22 protein-coding genes are annotated in these 18847 nt (G+C 75.1%); 5 read left to right on the forward strand and 17 right to left on the reverse strand.

The features are described from left to right. Positions 1-35: 35 nt before the first annotated feature. Both kdpA and kdpF read right to left on the reverse strand, forming a co-directional pair. Positions 36-1706, reverse strand: a complete 1671-nt coding sequence (kdpA, locus tag AC0GKK_RS07940) for a potassium-transporting ATPase subunit KdpA (RefSeq protein WP_482636890.1) — start codon at positions 1704-1706, stop codon at positions 36-38. Then, complete coding sequence (kdpF, locus tag AC0GKK_RS07945; RefSeq protein ID WP_062400985.1) at positions 1706-1792, reverse strand: K(+)-transporting ATPase subunit F; 87 nt, start codon at positions 1790-1792, stop codon at positions 1706-1708. Before kdpF ends, kdpA begins: the two co-directional genes overlap by 1 nt. 346 nt (positions 1793-2138) lie before the next feature. Here kdpF and AC0GKK_RS07950 point away from each other — a divergent pair, with 346 nt between their 5' ends. Beyond that, positions 2139-2531: a hypothetical protein gene (locus AC0GKK_RS07950; protein WP_482636889.1), complete on the forward strand. Its 393-nt coding sequence runs from the start codon at positions 2139-2141 to the stop codon at positions 2529-2531. A gap of 44 nt (positions 2532-2575) precedes the next feature. Then, complete coding sequence (locus AC0GKK_RS07955; protein ID WP_062400981.1) at positions 2576-3622, forward strand: magnesium and cobalt transport protein CorA; 1047 nt, start codon at positions 2576-2578, stop codon at positions 3620-3622. Positions 3623-3662: 40 nt separating this feature from the next. On the opposite strand, the gene AC0GKK_RS07960 is transcribed toward AC0GKK_RS07955, so the two are convergent. After that, entirely contained in the window at positions 3663-4850 is a 1188-nt protein-coding gene (locus tag AC0GKK_RS07960; protein ID WP_476654129.1) for an HAAS signaling domain-containing protein, read from the reverse strand. After that, positions 4847-5164 (reverse strand): PadR family transcriptional regulator, encoded by a 318-nt coding sequence (locus AC0GKK_RS07965; protein ID WP_178376874.1) that lies wholly within the window; start codon positions 5162-5164, stop codon positions 4847-4849. The genes AC0GKK_RS07960 and AC0GKK_RS07965 overlap by 4 nt, the downstream gene beginning before the upstream one ends. Positions 5165-5367: 203 nt before the next feature. Between AC0GKK_RS07965 and lysA the strand changes: the two genes are divergently transcribed. Beyond that, complete coding sequence (gene lysA, locus AC0GKK_RS07970) at positions 5368-6702, forward strand: diaminopimelate decarboxylase (protein WP_489883497.1); 1335 nt, start codon at positions 5368-5370, stop codon at positions 6700-6702. A 12-nt stretch (positions 6703-6714) separates the two neighbouring features. On the opposite strand, the gene mutM is transcribed toward lysA, so the two are convergent. The 6 genes from mutM to AC0GKK_RS08000 all read right to left on the reverse strand — a co-directional run bounded on the left by mutM (position 6715) and on the right by AC0GKK_RS08000 (position 11174). Further along, positions 6715-7593 carry a bifunctional DNA-formamidopyrimidine glycosylase/DNA-(apurinic or apyrimidinic site) lyase gene (gene mutM / locus AC0GKK_RS07975; protein ID WP_482636887.1) on the reverse strand — a complete coding sequence of 293 codons (879 nt, stop codon included), beginning with the start codon at positions 7591-7593 and terminating at the stop codon, positions 6715-6717. A gap of 6 nt (positions 7594-7599) precedes the next feature. After that, positions 7600-8349, reverse strand: coding sequence for a ribonuclease III (gene rnc, locus AC0GKK_RS07980; protein WP_208821126.1), 750 nt, complete (start codon positions 8347-8349; stop codon positions 7600-7602). A gap of 8 nt (positions 8350-8357) precedes the next feature. Beyond that, positions 8358-8540 carry a 50S ribosomal protein L32 gene (gene rpmF / locus AC0GKK_RS07985; protein WP_020626225.1) on the reverse strand — a complete coding sequence of 61 codons (183 nt, stop codon included), beginning with the start codon at positions 8538-8540 and terminating at the stop codon, positions 8358-8360. A 70-nt stretch (positions 8541-8610) separates the two neighbouring features. Then, positions 8611-9186: a YceD family protein gene (locus AC0GKK_RS07990; protein WP_489883498.1), complete on the reverse strand. Its 576-nt coding sequence runs from the start codon at positions 9184-9186 to the stop codon at positions 8611-8613. A 26-nt stretch (positions 9187-9212) separates the two neighbouring features. Beyond that, on the reverse strand, positions 9213-10301 hold the full coding sequence (locus AC0GKK_RS07995; protein WP_489883499.1) for a MinD/ParA family ATP-binding protein: 1089 nt from the start codon (positions 10299-10301) through the stop codon (positions 9213-9215). Between the two features lie 105 nt (positions 10302-10406). Next, positions 10407-11174 carry an AraC family transcriptional regulator gene (locus tag AC0GKK_RS08000; protein WP_489883500.1) on the reverse strand — a complete coding sequence of 256 codons (768 nt, stop codon included), beginning with the start codon at positions 11172-11174 and terminating at the stop codon, positions 10407-10409. Positions 11175-11235: 61 nt separating this feature from the next. Between AC0GKK_RS08000 and AC0GKK_RS08005 the strand changes: the two genes are divergently transcribed. Together AC0GKK_RS08005 and AC0GKK_RS08010 are read left to right on the forward strand one after the other, a co-directional pair. Next, positions 11236-11733, forward strand: a complete 498-nt coding sequence (locus AC0GKK_RS08005; protein ID WP_405418655.1) for a VOC family protein — start codon at positions 11236-11238, stop codon at positions 11731-11733. Between the two features lie 138 nt (positions 11734-11871). Further along, positions 11872-13071 carry an MFS transporter gene (locus AC0GKK_RS08010; protein ID WP_489883501.1) on the forward strand — a complete coding sequence of 400 codons (1200 nt, stop codon included), beginning with the start codon at positions 11872-11874 and terminating at the stop codon, positions 13069-13071. A gap of 46 nt (positions 13072-13117) precedes the next feature. On the opposite strand, the gene AC0GKK_RS08015 is transcribed toward AC0GKK_RS08010, so the two are convergent. From AC0GKK_RS08015 to AC0GKK_RS08045, 7 genes are read right to left on the reverse strand one after another with little or no spacing between them, the layout of a single operon-like run. Beyond that, on the reverse strand, positions 13118-13870 hold the full coding sequence (locus AC0GKK_RS08015; RefSeq protein ID WP_062400965.1) for a DivIVA domain-containing protein: 753 nt from the start codon (positions 13868-13870) through the stop codon (positions 13118-13120). Between the two features lie 59 nt (positions 13871-13929). Continuing rightward, complete coding sequence (gene coaD / locus AC0GKK_RS08020; protein WP_073578201.1) at positions 13930-14412, reverse strand: pantetheine-phosphate adenylyltransferase; 483 nt, start codon at positions 14410-14412, stop codon at positions 13930-13932. A 30-nt stretch (positions 14413-14442) separates the two neighbouring features. Further along, the gene (locus AC0GKK_RS08025; protein WP_489883502.1) at positions 14443-15177 is read right to left on the reverse strand and encodes a GntR family transcriptional regulator; all 735 of its coding nucleotides are present in this window, start codon (positions 15175-15177) and stop codon (positions 14443-14445) included. A 20-nt stretch (positions 15178-15197) separates the two neighbouring features. Further along, on the reverse strand, positions 15198-15977 hold the full coding sequence (locus AC0GKK_RS08030; RefSeq protein ID WP_489883503.1) for a glucosamine-6-phosphate deaminase: 780 nt from the start codon (positions 15975-15977) through the stop codon (positions 15198-15200). Further along, positions 15977-17140 carry an N-acetylglucosamine-6-phosphate deacetylase gene (locus AC0GKK_RS08035; protein ID WP_253068168.1) on the reverse strand — a complete coding sequence of 388 codons (1164 nt, stop codon included), beginning with the start codon at positions 17138-17140 and terminating at the stop codon, positions 15977-15979. The genes AC0GKK_RS08030 and AC0GKK_RS08035 overlap by 1 nt, the downstream gene beginning before the upstream one ends. Continuing rightward, positions 17137-17403, reverse strand: a complete 267-nt coding sequence (locus AC0GKK_RS08040) for an HPr family phosphocarrier protein (RefSeq protein WP_062404348.1) — start codon at positions 17401-17403, stop codon at positions 17137-17139. Before AC0GKK_RS08040 ends, AC0GKK_RS08035 begins: the two co-directional genes overlap by 4 nt. Before the next feature lie 26 nt (positions 17404-17429). Then, positions 17430-18710 (reverse strand): PTS transporter subunit EIIC, encoded by a 1281-nt coding sequence (locus tag AC0GKK_RS08045; protein WP_489883504.1) that lies wholly within the window; start codon positions 18708-18710, stop codon positions 17430-17432. Between the last annotated feature and the right edge of the window lie 137 nt (positions 18711-18847).

Consider the following 18847-nt stretch of genomic DNA (forward strand, 5'->3'; position numbering starts at 1 on the left):
CGGGGTGGGGGCGGGGGGCGGGGTGGGGCGCCGGCTCACGAGAGGGCCTCGGCGATCGGGCCGAGCGCGAGCGCCGGGAAGAAGGTCAGCGCGGACACGAGCAGGACGGTGCCGCCGACCAGGCCGGCGAACAGCGGGCCGTCGGTCGGGAGCGTCCCCGCCCCGGCCGGGACGCGGCGCTGGCGGGCCAGGGCACCCGCCAGCGCGAGGACGGCGAGGATCGGCACGAAGCGCCCGAAGAGCGTCGCCGTCCCCAGCCCGGCCTGGAACAAGTCGCTGGTCACGGTGATCCCGGCGAACGCCGAGCCGTTGTTGTTGGCGGCCGAGGCCCAGGCGTAGAGGACCTCGGAGAAGCCGTGCGCCCCGTCGTTGTTCAGGGCGTCGGCGGTGCCCGGCAGGGCGATCGCCAGACCGGCCCCCAGCAGCACGAACGCCGGCATGACCAGGATCGACACCGCGGCGTAGGTGATCTCGCGGCGTCCGAGCTTCTTGCCGAGGTACTCCGGGGTCCGGCCGACCATCAGTCCGGCGAGGAACACCGCGATGACGGCGAGCACGAGCAGGCCGTAGAGGCCCGCTCCGACCCCGCCGGGGGCGACCTCGCCGAGCAGCATGTTCAGCAGCGCCACTCCGCCGGCGGCGCCGGAGTAGCTGTCGTGCATCGAGTTGACCGCGCCGGTGGACGTCCCGGTCGTCGACACCGCGAACAGGACCGAGCCGGGGATGCCGAAGCGCACCTCCTTGCCCTCCAGCGCACCACCTGCGGCGAGCGCGGCGGGGCCGTTGGGGTGGGTCTCGGCGAGCCAGGCGGCGGCGAGCATGAGCGCCCACAGGCCGCCCATGACCGACAGCAGGACGACGCCCTGGCGGACCCGGCCGACCATGACCCCGAAGGTCCGGGTCAGCGCGACCGGGATCACCAGCAGCAGGAAGATCTCCAGCAGGTTCGCGACCGGGCCCGGGTTCTCGAACGGGTGCGCGGAGTTCGCGTTGAAGATCCCGCCGCCGTTGGTGCCGAGCTCCTTGATCGCCTCCTGCGACGCGGCCGGGGCCAGCGGGAGGGTGTGCACCGAGCCGTCCACGGCGGTGATCTCCACCCCGGAGCGCAGGGACTGCACGACGCCGGTCGCGACGAGGGCGACGGCGGCGACGACGGCGACCGGCAGCAGGATCCGGGTGACGCCGCGGGTGAGGTCGACCCAGAAGTTGCCGATGCGGCCGTCGTCGTCGCCGCGGGAGACGAACCCGCGGATCAGCGCGACCGCGACCGCCATGCCGACGGCGGCGGACACGACGTTCTGCACGGTCAGGCCGGCCATCTGCACGGTGTGACCGAGCACCTGCTCGGGCACGTAGGACTGCCAGTTCGTGTTGGTCACGAACGACACCGCGGTGTTGAACGCCATCGCGGGCGACACCGAGGTGGCGCCGTCGGTGCCGCGGCCGAACCCGAGCGGGAGGAAGGCCTGCAGCCGCTGCATCAGGTAGAGCAGCGCGATCGAGACGAACGAGAAGCCCAGCACACCCGCGGCGTAGGTCGTCCAGCGCTGCGGGGACGCGGCGTCGATCCGGCAGACCCGGTAGACGAACCGCTCGATCCGCCAGTGCCGGGTGTCGGTGTAGACCCGCGCCATCCAGTCGCCCAGCGGCTTCCAGGTCACGGCGAGCAGCGCCACCAGCGCCGCCGCCTGCGCGAGCCCCGCCATCAGAACCGCTCCGGGCGGAGCAGCGCGATCACCAGGTAGACCAGCAGGGCCAGGGCGAGCACACCCCCGGCGATGTTCGCGATCACAGCTTCTCCATCCCGCGCAGGGTGAGCGCGAGGACGGCGAAGGACGCCACCAGCAACGCGGTGTAGGCCAGGTCGGCCACGGGACTCTCCTCGGTCGTGCCCACCCGCCGGCATGTCCGGCGGGCTGCGGGGATCGTGCGCCGCACCGGGGGTCGTGCCCGCGGCGATGACGGCGGATTGACGCCCACCGGGGCGCGCGTTGACGCGTTCTTGACGCCCGGTGGTGGCCATCACGTCCCCCGGACGGGCGGTCGGTCTCAGGAACCCGTCAACACACGCGCGTGACGACGCCAACACCGCGTCAGGGGCCGGGCCGGTCCGCCGCCGGGGGCGCACGCTCCCGCGCATGCTGCAGCGCCGCCCCGCCCGTCCGGTCCCGCCGCCCCTGCCCGGGGGCGCCGGGTTCGTCGCCGCGATCGCCACCGGCGTCGCCGCGGGGCTCGCCGCCGGTGCCGCGGGGGCCGCCGGTGCCGGGCCCGGCCTCGTCGCCGCGGTCGCGGTCGCCGTCGCGGTGGTGGGGACGGCGGCGCTCGCCGTCGCGACGACGGCGGCCGGTGCGCTGGCCGCCGCGGCGGTCTGCTGGGGGTTCGCCGACGGCTTCGGGCTGCACCGCCTCGCCGAGCTGCACACCGGCGCGCGGGACCTGGAGCTCCTGGCCGGGCTGCCGGCGACCGCGCTGGTGGCCCACCTCCTCGTCCCGGCGGTTGCGCGGCACAGCGCTGGTTACCCTGCTCGGTGACGGCCCGGGCACCCGCCCGGCCGGCCCGGCGGGGAGGTCTGTGCATGTCGGTGATCGACAACGCGGTCTACGTCGACGGCAAGCGGGCGGCGGCGCCCGACTCCGTCGACAGCGCGGTCGAGGCGCTGCAGGGCTGCCGTGCCGACCACGGCGGCGAGGCACCCGCGTTCTGCTGGATCGGCATGCTGCGGCCGGGCGTCGACGAGATCCACCAGGTCGCGGCGGAGTTCGGGCTGCACGCGCTGGCGATCGAGGACACCGTCAACGCCCACCAGCGCCCCAAGCTGGAGCGCTACGGCAGCACCGAGTTCGTGGTGCTGCGCCCGGCCCGCTACGTCGACTCCGACGAGGTCGTCGAGATCGGCGAGGTGCACCTGTTCCTCGGACCGGACTTCGTCATCACCGTCCGGCACGCCGCCGAGCCGCAGCTCGGTGAGGTCCGCGACCGGCTGGAGAGCGACCCGGACCTGCTCTCGCACGGCCCGATGGCGGTGCTCTACGCGGTGCTGGACCGGGTCGTCGACGACTACTTCCCCGTCCTCGACGGCCTGCAGGACGACATCGACGAGATCGAGGTGCAGGTCTTCCGCGGCGACCCGAACGTGTCGCGGCGCATCTACCAGCTGACCCGGCAGGTCATCGCGTTCCAGCGGGCCGTCGAGCCGCTGCAGGAGATCTTCGTCGAGCTGCGGGCCCGGTTCGCCAAGTCCGGCGACGCCCCGGACCTGGAGCTGCGCCGGGCGATGCGCGACGTGATCGACCACGCCACGCGGGTGCGGGAGCGCGTCGAGGGGTTCCGCGACCTGCTCGGCAACATCCTGACGGTCAACTCGACCCTGGTCGCGCAGCGGCAGAACGAGGAGATGACCCGGCTCACCGAGGCGGGCTTCGCGCAGAACGAGCAGATGAAGCGGGTGTCGTCGTGGGCGGCGATCCTGTTCGCGCCGACCCTGATCGCCGGCATCTACGGCATGAACTTCGACGAGATGCCGGAGCTGCACTGGGCGCTGGGCTACCCGATGGCCATCGGGCTGATGCTGCTGCTCGGACTGGGGCTGTACCTGGCGTTCAAGCACAACGACTGGCTCTGAGGGTCGGGCGCCCACCCCCCGTGGACGCCCGGCCCCCGGCTCAGCCGCCGGCTCCGGGCGTGGCCGGTGCCGGGGTCGCCCGCGGTGCGGTCGGCGGCGCCTGCGTACCCGGACGGGCCGCCGTGGTCTGCGGGATCGTCACGACCAGCGGCGGCGGGGGCACGGTCACGCACTCCCCCGACGACGGGTCGGTCGTGCGCACACCCTGCGGGTACGGCCCGGGCGCCGGGACGGTCGAGGTGGCCGCGGAGCCGTCGGTGGGGCAGTGACCGTCGTCGACGGCGAGCGGGCGGCCGTTCTCGTCGAACAGGTAGACCCCGGTCAGAGGCCTGCCGTTCGCGTCGAAGGGCCGCACGTCGGACACCGTGTTCCCGTCCAGGGTCAGCCCCGGCGGCGGCGAGTACGACGACACGTCGGTGGTGCGGTCCTGCCCCTGGGCCGGCACCCCGGCCACCAGCAGGCCCGCGGCCAGTGCGTTCAGCGGCACCACGGCCCACAGCAGCCGGCGGTCGACCGCGCTGCGGCGGCCGAGCAGCACCGACAGCGGCACCGCGGCGACGGCCAGGACGACGGTGATCAGCAGCCCGGCGGACCCGCCCCCGCCGAACACCCATCCGACGAGCCCGGCCGCGACCAGCCCGCGCAGCACCCACCAGCCGGGCTGGAGGGTCAGGACGAACCCGCCGACCCCGCCGTCGGCCCGGGTCCGAGCGATCCGCTCGCGCAGCGCCACCACCGACGGCAGCGCCGCGACCGACGGCTGTCCCGGCCCGTCGGTCCACACGGCGAGCACACCGGCCCCGGCGGCCAGGGCCGCGAGGAACATCGGGAACGACGCCGACGGCCCGACCTGCCACACGGCGGGACCCGCGAGGACCATCAGGCCGGTGGCGCCGAGGAGCGCGGCCACCGCGAACCACGCCCCGCCCGTGCGGGGGCGTCCGGCGGGCGCCTGCGGGGCCGGATAGCCCGCGGCCGCGCGCAGCTCCGCTGCGTAGGCCTCCGGCGTGCCGAGGCGCTCGCGGACCGCGGCCCGGTCGAAGCCGGGGCCCAGCTCGTCGGAGAGGTCGGCGAGGTGGCCCCGCGCGTCCTCGACGATCTCCTCGACCTCCGCCGGGGGCAGGTCGGACAGCGCCTCCCGCAACCCGAGCAGGTACTCGGTGCCGACCGGGTCGCCGATCCGGGTCGTGGCGGCGCCGTCGGGGCCGCCGGTGCCGTCGGTGCTCACGTGCCCACCAGGCCTTCCATCGTGGTGGCGAACGCGCGCCACCGGTCGGTCGTCTCCCGCAGCCGGGCCCGGCCCGGCTCGTTGATCGCGTAGTACTTGCGGTGCGGCCCCTCCTCGCTGGGGACGACGTAGGAGGTCAGCAGGCCCGCACCGTAGAGCCGGCGCAGCGTGCCGTAGACCGACGCGTCCCCCACCTCGCTGAGCCCGGCCGCGCGCAGCGCACGGACGACCTCGTAGCCGTAGCCGTCCCCGCGGTCGAGCACGGCGAGCACCGCGAGGTCGAGCACTCCCTTGAGCAGCTGACTGGTGTCCATCGCACCTCCTTGCGCACCGGAGAGTACTACGCAGTGCGCAGTAGTGCGCGCACCACTGCACCCCGTGCGTGTCAAGGTGCCGCCAGTGGTGGCACCGGCCCCGTCAGGGCGGCGTAGCGGGAACGGGCACGGAGGCGCCCGCGGGGTGACAACGGAGGAGCACGGCGCCCGCACCGGGCGCCCGCCACCAAGGAGTCATCCCGGTGACCCTCGCCGACCTGCTCCCCTCCCTCCGCCCGACGCTGGCCGCCCGCCTCGAGCCGGGCCTGTGGCCGCTCACGACCCGCGCCACCTCCGACGGCGCCCTGCAGATCGGCGGGGTCGACCTCGCCGGGCTCGCCGCCCGCTTCGGCACCCCGGTGCAGGTGCTCGACACCGCCGACGTCCGCGCCCGCTGCCGCGCCTACCGGGCCGCGCTGCCCGACGCCGAGATCGTCTACGCCGGCAAGGCGTTCCTCTGCCGCGGGATGGCCCGCCTGGTCGCCGACGAGGGCTGTTCGGTCGACGCCTGCTCCGGCGGTGAGGTCGCGGTGGCCGCGGCCGCGGGGCTGCCCGGCGACCGGATCGTGCTGCACGGCACCGTCAAGACCGACGAGGACCTCAAGGCGGCGTTCGCCGCGGGCGTCGGGCGGGTCGTGCTGGACTCGGCGGCGGAGGTCGACCGGATCGCCACGCTCGCGCCGCACCGGCAGAAGGTGCTGCTGCGGATCAGCCCGGACGTCGACGCCGGCACCCACCCGGGGTTCACGACCGGCACCGCGTCGTCGTGGTTCGGGATGCCGCCCGCCGAGGCGTGCGAGGTCGCCGGACGGGTGCTGGCCCGCCCCGAGCTGGAGCTGGCCGGGCTGCACTGCCACCTCGGCTCGCAGGTGCCGTCGGTGTCGCGCTACGAGCGCGCCGCGGTCCGGATGGTGGGTGTGATCGCGGCGCTGCGCGCGCGGTACGGGATCACCGTCGCCGAGCTGGATCTGGGCGGCGGCCACGCGGTCGGCTACGCCGAGGGCGAGCCCTGCCTGGCCCCGGCGACGTTCGGCCGGGCCGTGCGGGGCACCCTGGCCCGGACCTGCGCGGCGCACGGGATCGACGAGCCGCGGCTGCTGGTCGAGCCGGGACGCGCGGTCGTCGCCCGGGCCGGGGTGACGCTCTACCGGGTCGGCGCCGTGCAGCGCTGCGGCGACGGCCGCACCACCGTGCTGGTCGACGGCGGCATGAGCGACGACCCGCGCCCCGCCCTCTACGGCGCCCGCTACCCGGTCCGGCTCGTCGGGCGCGCCACCCGGGCGCCGCTGGAGACGGTCCGCGTGGCGGGGCGGCACTGCGAGTCCTCCGACGTGATCGCCGACGGCGTCCGGCTGCCCGCCGACGTCGCGCCCGGGGACCTGCTGGCGGTGCCGGTGTCCGGCGCGTACCACGCGTCGATGGCGTCGACCTACAACCAGGTCCCGCGCCCGCCGGTGATCGCCGTCGCCGCGGGGGCGTCGCTGCCGCTGCTGCGCCGCGACACCCCGGAGGACCTGCTGCGCCGCGACTGCTCCTGACCCCCGCGCCGCTCAGCGACGCGGCCGCGGCGCCGGCTGGCACCGCGGGCAGGTGAACGACGAGCGGTTCATGAACGCGTCCCGGCGGATCGGGGTGCCGCAGCGACGGCACGCCCGGTCCGCCCGGCCGTAGACGTTCAGGGAGCGGTCGAAGTAGCCCGAGGCGCCGTTGACGTTGACGTACAGCGCGTCGAAGGAGGTCCCGCCCTGGGCGAGCGCCTCGTGCATGACGGTCGTCGCGGCGTCGAGGACGGCGTGACCCTGGGCCCGGGTGAGCTTCCCGGTGGGCCGGGTGCCGTGCAGCCGGGCCCGCCACAGCGCCTCGTCGGCGTAGATGTTGCCGATCCCGGAGACGACGGTCTGGTCGAGCAGCGCACGCTTGACCTCGGTGCGACGGCGACGCAGCGCCGCGACGGCGTCGTCGGCCGAGAACGCCGGGTCCATCGGGTCGCGCGCGATGTGCGCGACCGGCTCGGGCACCAGGCCGCCGCCCGCGGCCGCGGCGAGCGGGTGCACCGACAGCCCGCCGAAGGTGCGCTGGTCGACGAAGCGGAGCTCGGGGCCGTCGTCGTCGAACCGGACGCGGACCCGCAGGTGCTTCTCGTCGGGCGCGTCCGGGGGCTCCACCAGCATCTGCCCGGACATGCCCAGGTGCGCGAGCAGTGCGTCGTCGCCGGTGCCCGCGGTGTCCAGCTCCAGCCAGAGGTACTTGCCGCGCCGCGCGGCCGCGGACAGCGTGCGCCCGGTCAGCCGGCCGGTGAAGTCGTCCGCGCCGGTCGGGTGCCGGCGTACCGCGCGCGGATGCAGCACCTCGACGCGGGCGATCCGCCGGTCCAGCACGTGGTCGGCGAGGCCGCGGCGGACGACCTCGACCTCGGGCAGTTCCGGCATCGACGGCTACCGCCCGGAGCCGGCACTCTCGTCGGACAGCGCGTGCCAGGCGATCTCGGCCGCCTTCTGCTCGGCCTCCTTCTTGGTGCGCCCCGCACCGCTGCCGAGGTCACGACCCCCGACGACGGCCGTCGCGGTGAACACCTTCAGGTGGTCCGGGCCCTCCTCGTCGATCCGGTACTCGGGCACGCCGTGCCCGCCGGCGGCGGTGAGCTCCTGCAGGCTGGTCTTCCAGTCCAGGCCCGCGCCGAGCAGCGGGGCACTGTGCAGCAGGTCCGCGAACAGCCGGTGGATCAGCTCGCGGGACGGCTCGAGGCCGTGCGCGAGGTACACCGCGCCGAGCAGCGCCTCGGTGGCGTCGGCCAGGATGCTGGCCTTCGACCGGCCACCGGTCAGCTCCTCACCGCGCCCCAGGTACAGGTACGCGCCGAGGCCGTGCGGCCCGTCGTCCGGCGTCGGCAGCGCCACCGCGACGGTGGCGAGCGCGTGCATGTTGACCACGCTCGCGCGCAGCTTCGCCAGCTGCCCCTCGGGCAGGTCCGGGTGGTCCCGGTAGAGCCGCTCGGTGATCACGATCGACAGCACCGAGTCGCCCAGGAACTCCAGGCGCTCGTTGGTCGGCAGACCGCCGTGCTCGTAGGCGTAGGACCGGTGGGTGAGCGCCAGCGTGAGCAGCGCCTCGTCCAGGTCCACACCGAGTGCGGACAGCAGAGGTGACCGGTCCGTCACCGGACCGGTCACGCTCTTGTCGCCCACTGCTGCGATCAGGCCGGGCTGGTGACCTGACGGCCGTCGTACTGCCCACAGGTCGGGCAGGCGATGTGCTGCAGCTTCGGCTCACGGCAGGCGCGGTTCGAGCAGGCGACCAGGGTCGGCGCAGTGGCCTTCCACTGCGACCGGCGCGCACGCGTGTTCGACCGCGACATCCGGCGCTTGGGAACGGCCATGATGACACTCCTCGGTACTTCGAACGATCAGGTCTGCCCACCGGGGAGCGGGCTCATGTGGAGCCGCCGCTCAGTCGGTGGAGGGCAGGCGCTCACGGAGCGCCGCCCAACGAGGATCCAGTGTCTCATGCCCGTGATCCGACGGGAGATCGGCCCACCTCTCGCCGCACTCGACGCACAGACCGGGGCAGTCCTCGCGGCACAGGGGCGCCATCGGGAGCTCGGTGACGATCGCGTCGCGCACGGTCTGGGTGAGGTCGATGCGCTCGTCGACCAGGCGCGGGATCTCGTCGGCGTCGGTGGTCTCCTCGGTGACCGAGTCCGGGTAGGCGAACAGCTCGCCGATCCGGACCTGCACGTCCTCACCGATCGGCTCCAGGCAGCGCGAGCACCCCCCCGCCAGCCGGGCATCGGCCGTGCCGGAGACGTAGACGCCCTCGGTCACCGACTCCAGGGACACGTCGAGCTCGACGTCGGACCCGCCGGGGACGGTGATCACCCCGGTCAGGCCGATCTCGGCGTCGCCCGACGGCGCGGGGACCGTACGGGCCACGGTGCGCTGGTTACCGGGGCGGCGGGCCAGCTCACGGGTGGAGAGGACCCAGGGGTTGTCGTCGGGACGGTTCTGGCTGCGCGCGGTGTTCATCTCGCGGACCAGCGTACGCGGCCCGTTCAGTCGCGTCGTCGCACGTCGAACGCGTCGGCGACCAGGGCGCCCAGCTCCAGGAACGCGTCCGCGGTCGCCGGGCGGAGCCGGGCCGGGTCGACCCGGCCGCCGGTGGCCAGGTGCGGGTCGTGCGGGACCTCGACGACGCCGCGCACCCGCTGGGCGAAGTGCTCGCGGATCCGCGCGGCGTCGACCTCGGCGCTGCGCCGGTCGCAGGACAGCACGACCACCGCGTCGCGGACGAGGTCGCCGTGGCCGTGTGCGACCAGCCAGTCCAGCGTCTTGCTGGCCCGGCCCGCGCCGTCGACGGTCGGGGCCCCGACCACGACGACCGAGTCGGCGCGCGCGAGGGTGCCCTGCATCGTGGAGTGCACCATCCCGGTGCCGGAGTCGGTGATGATGATGTTGAAGAAGCGGCCCAGGAGGTCGACCACGCGCTCGTACTCGTCGCGGGAGAACGCCTCACCCGAGGCGGGGTCCTGCTCCGAGGCCAGGACCTGCAGGCGCCCGGCGAGGCTGGTGTAGCGGGACACGTCGGTCCAGGTGCCGACCGAGTCCAGATCGTTCAGCAGCTCGCGGACGGTGATCCGGGAGTCGCCGGTGAGGCGGTCGGCGAGCGTCCCGGCGTCGGGGTTGGCGTCGAGGACGACGGCCCGGTCCCCGCGGTGCTCGGCCAGCGCCTGTCCGAGGCAGGCCGCGACCGTGGTCTTGCCGACGCCGCCCTTCACCGACATGACCGCCACCCGGTGCGCCCCGGCCAGCGGCGCGCGGACCCGGTTCAGCAGCCCGGAGCGGAGCTCCTCGGCGTCGCTCGGGCCGGGGTTCACACGGCCGCCGGTGACGTCGTAGAGGGCGCGCCGCCATCCGGTGCGCGGCCGGTCGGGCCGCGCGCGCAGCATGGTGTCCTCACGCAGGTCCGCGGCCGCCCCGGGGTTCCCGCGCGGGGCCTCGGAGCGTGGGAGCTCGGGCCGCGGGGCGTCGGGAGCCGGGACCTCGGCCGGGGGCTGCGCCGGGTTCGTCACAGGGGGTCCTTCCAGCCGGTGCCCGTAGCGTGCCCACCAGGTCGTCGGGTCGGGTTCGGGCCGGCGTGCCATGCGCGGGAGGGTAGTACGGCGGGTGACCTGGATTCCTGCGTCCGGCGTATCCGACCACAGCGACTGCGCGTGGTGAAGCACCTTGTGTCGCAGCGGTACCCGTGATCACCCGGCCGCGCGGGCCGCCTGCCGGGTCGCGCCGGGCGTCTCGCCGAGCACCGCCCGGTAACGACGGGTGAAGTGGGCCTGGTCGGCGTAGCCGAGATCGGCGGCCAGCCCGGCCAGTGCGGTGCCCGGGTCGGTCCGGAGCACCGCGGCGGCGTGCTGCAGACGACGGCACTCGATCAGCCACAGCGGGGTCAGTCCGACGTGGCCGCGGACCAGGCGTTCCAGGGTCCGCGGTGCGACACCGACGAGCTCGGCGAGCTGGTCGGCGCGCAGGACGTCGGCGCGGGACTCGGCCAACGCGCAGGCCCGGTTGACCAGGCGTCCGGCGTCGGTGACCCGGTCCGCCAGCGGGGCGAGCCAGTCCCGCACCGTCGCGGCCGGGTCGCCGGCCGCCACGGCCGCGGTGAGCTCCGCCACCGGCGCGCCGCGGACCTCCTCGGCGGTCCCGCGCAGCGCGGCGGGTGCGGTGGCCGTGAACAGCGGGGTCGCGCCGGGCCGCAGCAGGACGCCGACGACCCACGACCGCCCGGCCAGCTCCCGGATGTCGACGCCGGTGCGCGGCCCGTGCAGCGTCGCGGTGACCGGGTCGGTGACGAGGTTGAACGCCGGGTACTGCAGCACCCGCTGGCGCACCGTGCGCCCCGGCGGGACGTCCCAGCGGGCGGTCCACACCCACCGGACGAGGTCGTCGAGCCCGATGGGCGCCCGGTCGAGCGCGACCTCGGGGGCACCCGGGTTGAGGTGTCCGCGCGACTCGACGGTCATCGACCAACCCCCTGTCGGCAATGTTCAATCCGCGCCGTCGCGGGGCGGGGAGACTCGTCGCATGGAGCTCACGAGCAGTGTCACCGGCGCCCACACCACCGACGGCCGTCCGCACGGGGTCACCTCACTCACCCCGCACCTGGTGGCATCGCCCGCCCGCGCGGCGATCGAACTCTACTGCGCCGCCTTCGGGGCCCGGGTGCTCTCGGTCACCGAGATGGGCGGGATGGTCGGGCACGCCGAGCTGGAGCTGGCGGCCGGCCGGTTCACCGTCTCCGACGCGATGCCCGACTACGGCCTCGTCGCCGCCCCGGCGGGTGACCACCCGGTGTCGCTGTCGCTCGCGGTGTACGTACCCGACGTGGACGCGGCCGTCGCGACGCTGGTCGAGGCCGGGTCGACGGTGCGCGAGCCGGTCTCGACGTTCGTGTCCGGGGACCGGTTCGGCTCGGTCGTCGACCCGTACGGGGTGCGGTGGGCGGTGATGACCCGGGTGGAGGACCTGTCGCCGGAGGAGAGCGCGCGCCGGGTCGAGGAGTGGGCGGCGCAGCAGGGCTGAGGGCACGGCGGCCCGGTCGGCCCCGGCGCCGGACGGTGCGCCGCGGGCCCTCCGGTCCCGGACGCCGATCCGGAACGCCTAGTCTCGGACGGTGATCCTCGCTGCTCCGCTGTCCGTCGTCCCGGCGACCTGAGACCGGTGCTCCGGCCCCGATCGCTCCCGCTGGCCTTCGCCACGGCATCGGTGTCCTTCGTGGTGGTCTGCGCCGCGGCCGGGGTGCCGGCCCCGCTCTACGTCGTCTACCAGCGGTCCTACGGCATCTCGACGGTCGCGCTCACCGGGGCGTTCGCCGTCTACGTCGTGCCGCTGCTGGTGGCCCTGCTGTGCTGCGGCAGCCTGTCCGACCACGTGGGCCGGCGCCGGGTGGCGGTGCCCGCACTGATCGTCGGCGCGGTGGCGTGCCTGGTGCTCGCCACCGTCGACTCGTCCGCACCGTTGATCATCGGGCGGGCGGTCCAGGGAGTGTCGGTGGGGCTCGCGCTGGCCGCGCTCGGCGGCTTCGTCGTCGACCTGGCGCCTCCGGCGCGTCCCGGGCCGGCCGGGGCGATCACGAGCGGCGCGCCGCCGGGCGGCATCGCGCTCGGCGCGCTCGCCTCCGGAGCCGCGGTGCAGCTCGCGCCGGACGGCGCACCCGTCCGGTCCTTCGTCGTCGCAGCGGGACTGCTCGTCGTGGCCGCCGCGGCGCTCGCCCTGCTGCCGGAGACCGCGGTCCGGCGGCCCGGGGCGCTGCGGTCGCTGCGGCCGGAGGTCCGGGTGCCCCGCGCCGCGCGCCGACTGTTCCCGATGGTGTGTGTCGTCGTCGCGGCGACCTACGTCCTCGGCGGGTTCACCCAGGCGCTGGCCCCGTCGCTCGCGGCCTCCGTCCTGGGCCGCGACGACCTGTTCAGCGGCGCCCTGGCCGTCGCCTTCTACCACCTCGCGGGACCGGCGGCGGGGCTCGCGGCCGCCCGGCTGCCCGCCGCACGCGCGCTGACCGGTGGGGCCGTCGTGCTGGCGGCCGGCACCGCCGGGTTCGTCGTCGCGATCGCCCTCGGGAACTTCGCCGCCTACCTCGCCGCCGCGGTCGCGGCCGGGGCCGGGTTCGGTGTCGCGTTCGCCGGCGCGATCCGGGTCCTGCTCGACCGGAGCCCGGAGGGCACGCGCGCCGGCACCCTCGCCGCGGTCTACCTGTACTGCTACCTCGCGGCCGCCGTGGCGAGCCTGCTCGCGGGAGCCGCGGTCGACGTGTGGGGCCTGGCGCCGGTGGCCTCGGTCCTGTGCGGTGTGGTCGTGGTGATGTCGGTCGCGGGTGCCGCCGGGGCCGCGCTCCGGCTCCGCGGCTCGGTGGACCCGGGGTGAGCGCCGCGTCGATGCCCGGCCGGGACCGCCCGAGCCGCCGCGGCCGTCAGTCGATCAGGTCCATCCCGGTGCCGGTGCGGCCCGGCTCCGGGGGCCGTCCGCCGCCGTAGTTCGGGCCGTACTGGCCGCGCCAGATCTGGCTGCGCCCGCGCCCGACGACGCCGAGCGCGTTGTTCAGGGTGGTCTCCAGCTCGCCCAGGGTGGTGTCGACGTAGTCGTCGCACTCCCGGCGCAGCCGGTCGGCCTCGGCGTGTGCGCCGTCGACGATCCGGCCGGCCTCGGCGTGCGCGGAGCGGACGACCTCGGTCTGGGACACCAGCCGGGTCTGCTCGTTCTGCCCGTCGGCGATGAGCCGGTCGTGCGCGGCCCGGCCGGCGTGGCTCATCCGCTCGGCCTCGTCCCGGGCCCGGTCGGTGACCTCGGCGTACTGGCGGCGGCCCTCGGCGACCACGCGCTCCGCCTCGTGGCGGGCCTCGGCCAGGGTGCGCCCGGCCTCCTCCTGCGCCTCGGCGACGAGCCGTTCGGCCTCGGTGCGCGCGTTCTGCAGCGTCTCCTCGGCCTCGGAGTTCGCCGCGGTCCGGGTCTCCTCCGCCTCGCGCTCGGCCTCGGACACGACGTCGTCGCGCCGGTCGAGCACGTCCTGGGCGTCGTCCATCTCGCCCGGGATCGCCTCGCGGACGTCGTCGAGGAGCTCCAGCACGTCGCCGCGCGGGACCACGCAGTTCGACGTCATCGGGACGCTGCGCGCCTCCTCGACGATCGTCACCAGCGCGTCCAGCGACTCGAAGACCCGGTACACGCGACGGATCCTCTCACCGTCACGGGCGCGGACCCGTTATTGGGCGCCGCTCCCGCGTGTCAGGCGAGCCGGTCCAGAAGCCGGGTGTGCACGCTCGGCGGGAGGAACGCGGTGACGTCGCCGCCGCCGCGGGCGACCTCCTTGACCAGTGAGCTCGACACGTAGACCTGACCGGGCGCACCGGGCAGGAACAGCGTCTCGACCCCGGTCAGGTGCCGGTTCATGTGCGCCATCGGGAGCTCGTAGTCGTAGTCCGTCGCCCCGCGCAGGCCCTTGACCATCGCCTGGGCGCCGCGCTCGCGGCAGTAGTCGACGACGAGCCCCTGGAACGACTCGACCCGCACGCCCGGCAAATCCGCGGTGATCTCGGTGAGCATCGCGACGCGCTCGTCGACGGAGAACAGCCCCTCCTTGCGGGGGTTCACCAGGATCGCGACGAACACCTCGTCGAACAGCGCCGCGGTGCGGGCGATGACGTCGAGGTGACCGACCGTCGGCGGGTCGTAGGAACCGGGGCAGACGGCGCGACGGACCTCGGGCATGGCCGGAACCTATCAGCCGGTGATCACCGGTCAGGCCCAGCTGCGGTCCAGCGACATGTGCAGCTCGTAGCGGTCACCGCGGTAGCGCGACACGGTGTACTCGACCGGCCGGTCACCGGAGCTGGAGGTCCGGTCGAACACCAGGATCGGGTGCCCGGCGGGGATCCCGAGCAGGACCGCCGAGGCCTCGTCGGCCTGCTGGGCGGCGACGGTCTGCTCGGCGCGGTCGATGGGGAGCCGGTAGTGCTCCTGCAGGATCCCGTAGACCGAGCCGCTGAGGTCGTGGACCTCGAGGTCGGGGACCTGTTCGGCGTCGTACCAGGCGTCGTCGATCGACATCGGCACCCCGTCGGCGACGCGCAGCCGCCGCAGGTGCCAGCACCTGCCGTCGGGGCCCTGGCCGAGCGCGCGGACGGCCTCCGGCGGTCCGGTGGTGAGCGCGACCTCGAGGACGACCGTGGTCGGGGTCAGCCCGAGCCGGCGCATGTCGTCGTGGAAGGACGCGAGGTGCAGCCGGGAGCGCGCGGTGCGGGCCGCGACGTAGGTGCCCTTGCCGCGCACCCGGGTCAGCAGCCCGTCGCGCTCCAGCTCGCCGACGGCGGCCCGCACCGTCACCCGGCTCACGCCGTGGTCCAGGCACAGCCTGCGCTCGCTGGGGAAGGCGTCGCCGGGCGCGAAGTCCCGCGCGATCGTCTCCGCGAGCAGGATGCGGAGCTGTTCGTGCTTGGGCACGACCCCGTCGCCGATCCGGACCTCGCCGTTCATGGTGCCGTCCACCGTAGCCACTACCGCCCCCGTCCCGGTGCGCCGACCTGCCCGGCCGCGACGGGCCCGGACAGGTCCCCGGCGGCCGCCCGGTCGAGCACCAGCGTGCAGTGCGGGTGGTCGCGCAGCACGGTCGCGGGCACGTCGGTCGTGACCGGTCCGGACACCGTCGCCGCCACGGCCGCGCGCTTGCCCTCCCCGGTCGCGACGAGCACGATCCGCCGGGCCTCCATGATCGTGGCCGGCCCCTGGGTGAGCACCCGGTGCGGCACGTCCGCGGGACGGTCGAAGAAGCGGGCGTTGTCGGCGCGGGTCCGCTCGGTCAGCGTCGCGACCCGGGTGCGCGAGCCGAACGCCGAGCCGGGCTCGTTGAACCCGATGTGCCCGTTGCCGCCGATACCGAGGATCTGCAGGTCCACCGGGCCGCACGCGGCGAGCAGCCGTTCGTAGTCCGCCGCGGCCTCGGCCGGGTCCGCGCGGGTGCCGTCCGGGGCGTGCACCGCGGCCGGGTCGATGTCGAGATGGTCGGTGAGCTCGCGGCGGATGACCTCGCGGTAGGACTGCGGGTGCCCGGCGGGCAGGCCCAGGTACTCGTCGAGCAGGAAGGCGCGGGCCCCGGCGAAGGACAGCCCCTTGTCGCGGTGGCGGCGGACCAGCTCGGCGTAGGCGGGCAGCGGGGAGCTGCCGGTGGCGAGCCCGAGGGTCGGCGGCCGGCCGGTGCCGCGGGCCAGGACGTCGGCGACGGCGTCGGCGACCGCCCGCCCGCAGGCCCGCGGGTCGTCGAGGACCACGATCTCCATCACGCACCCCCGTCGGTGACGGGCAGGCCGGCGCGCAGCACCTGCTGCGGCCGCAGGTCCGCGTCGGTGACGAGCACGTCGGCGCGGTGGCCCGGGGCCAGCGACCCGACCTCGCCGTCGAGCCCGAGCAGCCGGGCCGGGGTGCGGGTCGCGGCGAGCACCGCATCCTGCAGCCGGACCCCCGCGTCGCGCACCGTGGCGCGCACGACGTCGACCAGGCACGCGGTGCCGCCCGCGATGGGCCCGTCCGGGATCCGGGCGACGCCGTCGTCGACCCGGACCTGCATCGTGCCCAGGTGGTAGCGGCCGTCGGGCATCCCGGCCGCGGCCATCGCGTCGGTGACCAGCGCGACCCGGTCCGGCCCGACCAGGTCGAACACCGCGGCGACGGTGTCGGGCGACAGGTGCACCCCGTCCGCGACGAGCTCCACGACGAGCTCGCCCCGGGCGGCCGCGGCCAGGCACGCCGCGACCGGCCCGGGCGCCCGGTGGTGCATCGGGGGCATCGCGTTGAACAGGTGGGTGGCGCTCATCGGCGCGCCGCCCGCCCGTGCGATCCCGGTCGCGGTGGTGCGGGCGTCGGCGTCGGTGTGGCCGATGCTCGGCAGCACCCCGTGCGTGGCGAGCACCGCGAGCAGGTCCGCCGCGTGCGCGGTCTCCGGCGCGTAGGTCACCGACGCGACGGCCCCGTCGGCCTTGGTGAGCAGCTCGTCGAGCAGCACGGGATCGCCCGGGAGGATCGCGCGCGGGTCGTGCGCGCCGCACCGCGCGGCGGCCAGGAACGGGCCCTCCAGGTGGATCCCGGCGAGGTCCCCGGCGACGACGAGCGGGCGCAGCGTCGCGATCCGCTCCGCCAGCACGGTCGGCGGGGCGGAGACCAGCGAGGCGAGGATCGTCGTCGTGCCGTGGGCGCGGTGGTGGGCGACGGCGGCCGCCGCCCCCGCCGCCGTCGCGTCCGGGAAGCCGTGCCCGGCTCCGCCGTGGTCGTGCACGTCGACCAGCCCGGGCAGCAGCAGCGACGACGACGCGGGCGGGAGCGGACCGTCGTACGCCGCGGCCGGGAGGACCGCGACGATCCGGTCCCCCGCGACCGCGACGACCGAGTCCGGGAGCAGCCGGCCGTCGGTGACCACGGTGCCGCGGAGCATGCGGTCTGCCGTCACGCGTCGTGGTCCGTCTCGAGCAGCGTCACGAGGCCGTCCAGCGCAGCCGGGGCGCCGTCGCCGTCGGCCCGCAGCACGACCTCGTCGCCGAAGACGACGCCGAGGGTCATGAGCCCGAGGACACTGCGCGCGTCGACCGGGTCCTTCCCGTCGGTCGCGACGGTGACGGGCAGCCCGGTGGCGGCGGCGGCGCGGGCGAACAGTGCGGCCGGGCGGGCGTGCAGCCCCACCCGGGACGCGACGACGGCGGTGCGGGTGTGCACGGTGCTCTCCTGCTCATCGGCGGCGGTCACCGGTCGGCCTTGCCCGCGGTGCCGGTGGTCCGGGTGGTGTCCGTGGTGCCAGTGGTCTGGGTGGTGTCCGTGGCGCCGGTGGTCTCGTCGTCCTCCCGGCCGGGGGTGCGCAGGTTCCAGCGACGGATCACGAAGCGGAACAGCACGTAGTAGACGACGGCGTAGGCGAGCCCGATCGGGATCAGCCACAGCGGCCGGGTGGCCTGGCCGAAGTTGAGGACGTAGTCGATCGCACCGGCGGAGAAGGCGAACCCGCTGTGGATGTCGAGCGCGTTGACCAGCGCCAGCGAGGTGCCGGTGAGCACCGCGTGGATCAGGTACAGCGGCCACGCCACGTAGACGAAGGCGTACTCGAGCGGCTCGGTGATGCCGGTGACGAAGGAGGTCAGCGCGACCGACACCATGATCCCGCCGACGAGCTTGCGCCGCTCCGGGCGGGCCTCGTGCCAGATGGCCAGTGCGGCGGCGGGCAGCGCGAACATCATGATCGGGAAGAAGCCGGTCATGAACGCCCCGGCGGTCGGGTCACCGGCGAAGAAGCGGTTGAGGTCGCCGCGGGTGCCGTCGAAGTCACCGATGAGGAACCAGACGACCGAGTTGACGATGTGGTGCAGCCCGACGGGCAGCAGCAGCCGGTTGACCAGGCCGAAGATCCCGCCGCCGACGACGGCGTTCTCCCCGACGGCGTTGCCCAGCCCGGTCAGCCCGGCGTTGAACACCGGGTAGACCAGGCTCATGACCGACGCGATCACCATCATCGACACGGCGGTGAGGATCGGGACCAGCCGGCGGCCGTTGAAGAAGCCGAGGAAGGTCGGCAGCGTCGTGCGGTGGAAGCGCTGCCACAGCAGTGCCGCGACCAGGCCCGCGACGATGCCGCCCAGCACCCCGAAGTCGATCGTGGCCTGCTCGCCCTTCGAGTCGAGCACCCCGGGCAGCAGCACCGGGGACAGCGCGGTGAACACGCCGTCCATCACGAGGTAGCCGACGAGGGCGGCCAGCGCGGTGGACCCGTCGGAGCGGCGTGCCCAGCCGATCGCGATGCCGAGCGCGAAGATCATCGGCAGGTGGTCGAACAGCGCGCCGCCTGCCGCGGCGAGCACGGCCGCGGGCTGCTTCAGCGCCTCGACGCCGCCGAGCAGGTCGTCCTGCCCGAGGCGCAGCAGCAGGCCGGCCGCGGGCAGGACGGCGATCGGGAGCATCAGGCTCCGGCCGAGACGCTGCAGGCCGGCCAGCCCGGCCCGTCGTCGTACCGGTTCCGCTGTGGAGGTGCTCATGGGCTCGCACTCCTCGTGAGGGTGTCGGCGACCGGGGCCGGTGCGCGGGCGTTGTGGAGCCGTCGCGTCAGCCGGTACGGTCTGGTTATAACCAGTGAGGGTGCGGGCTGGACGACACCCTGTCAAGACACTGGTCA

The organism is Pseudonocardia sp. P-1, assembly GCF_058111925.1.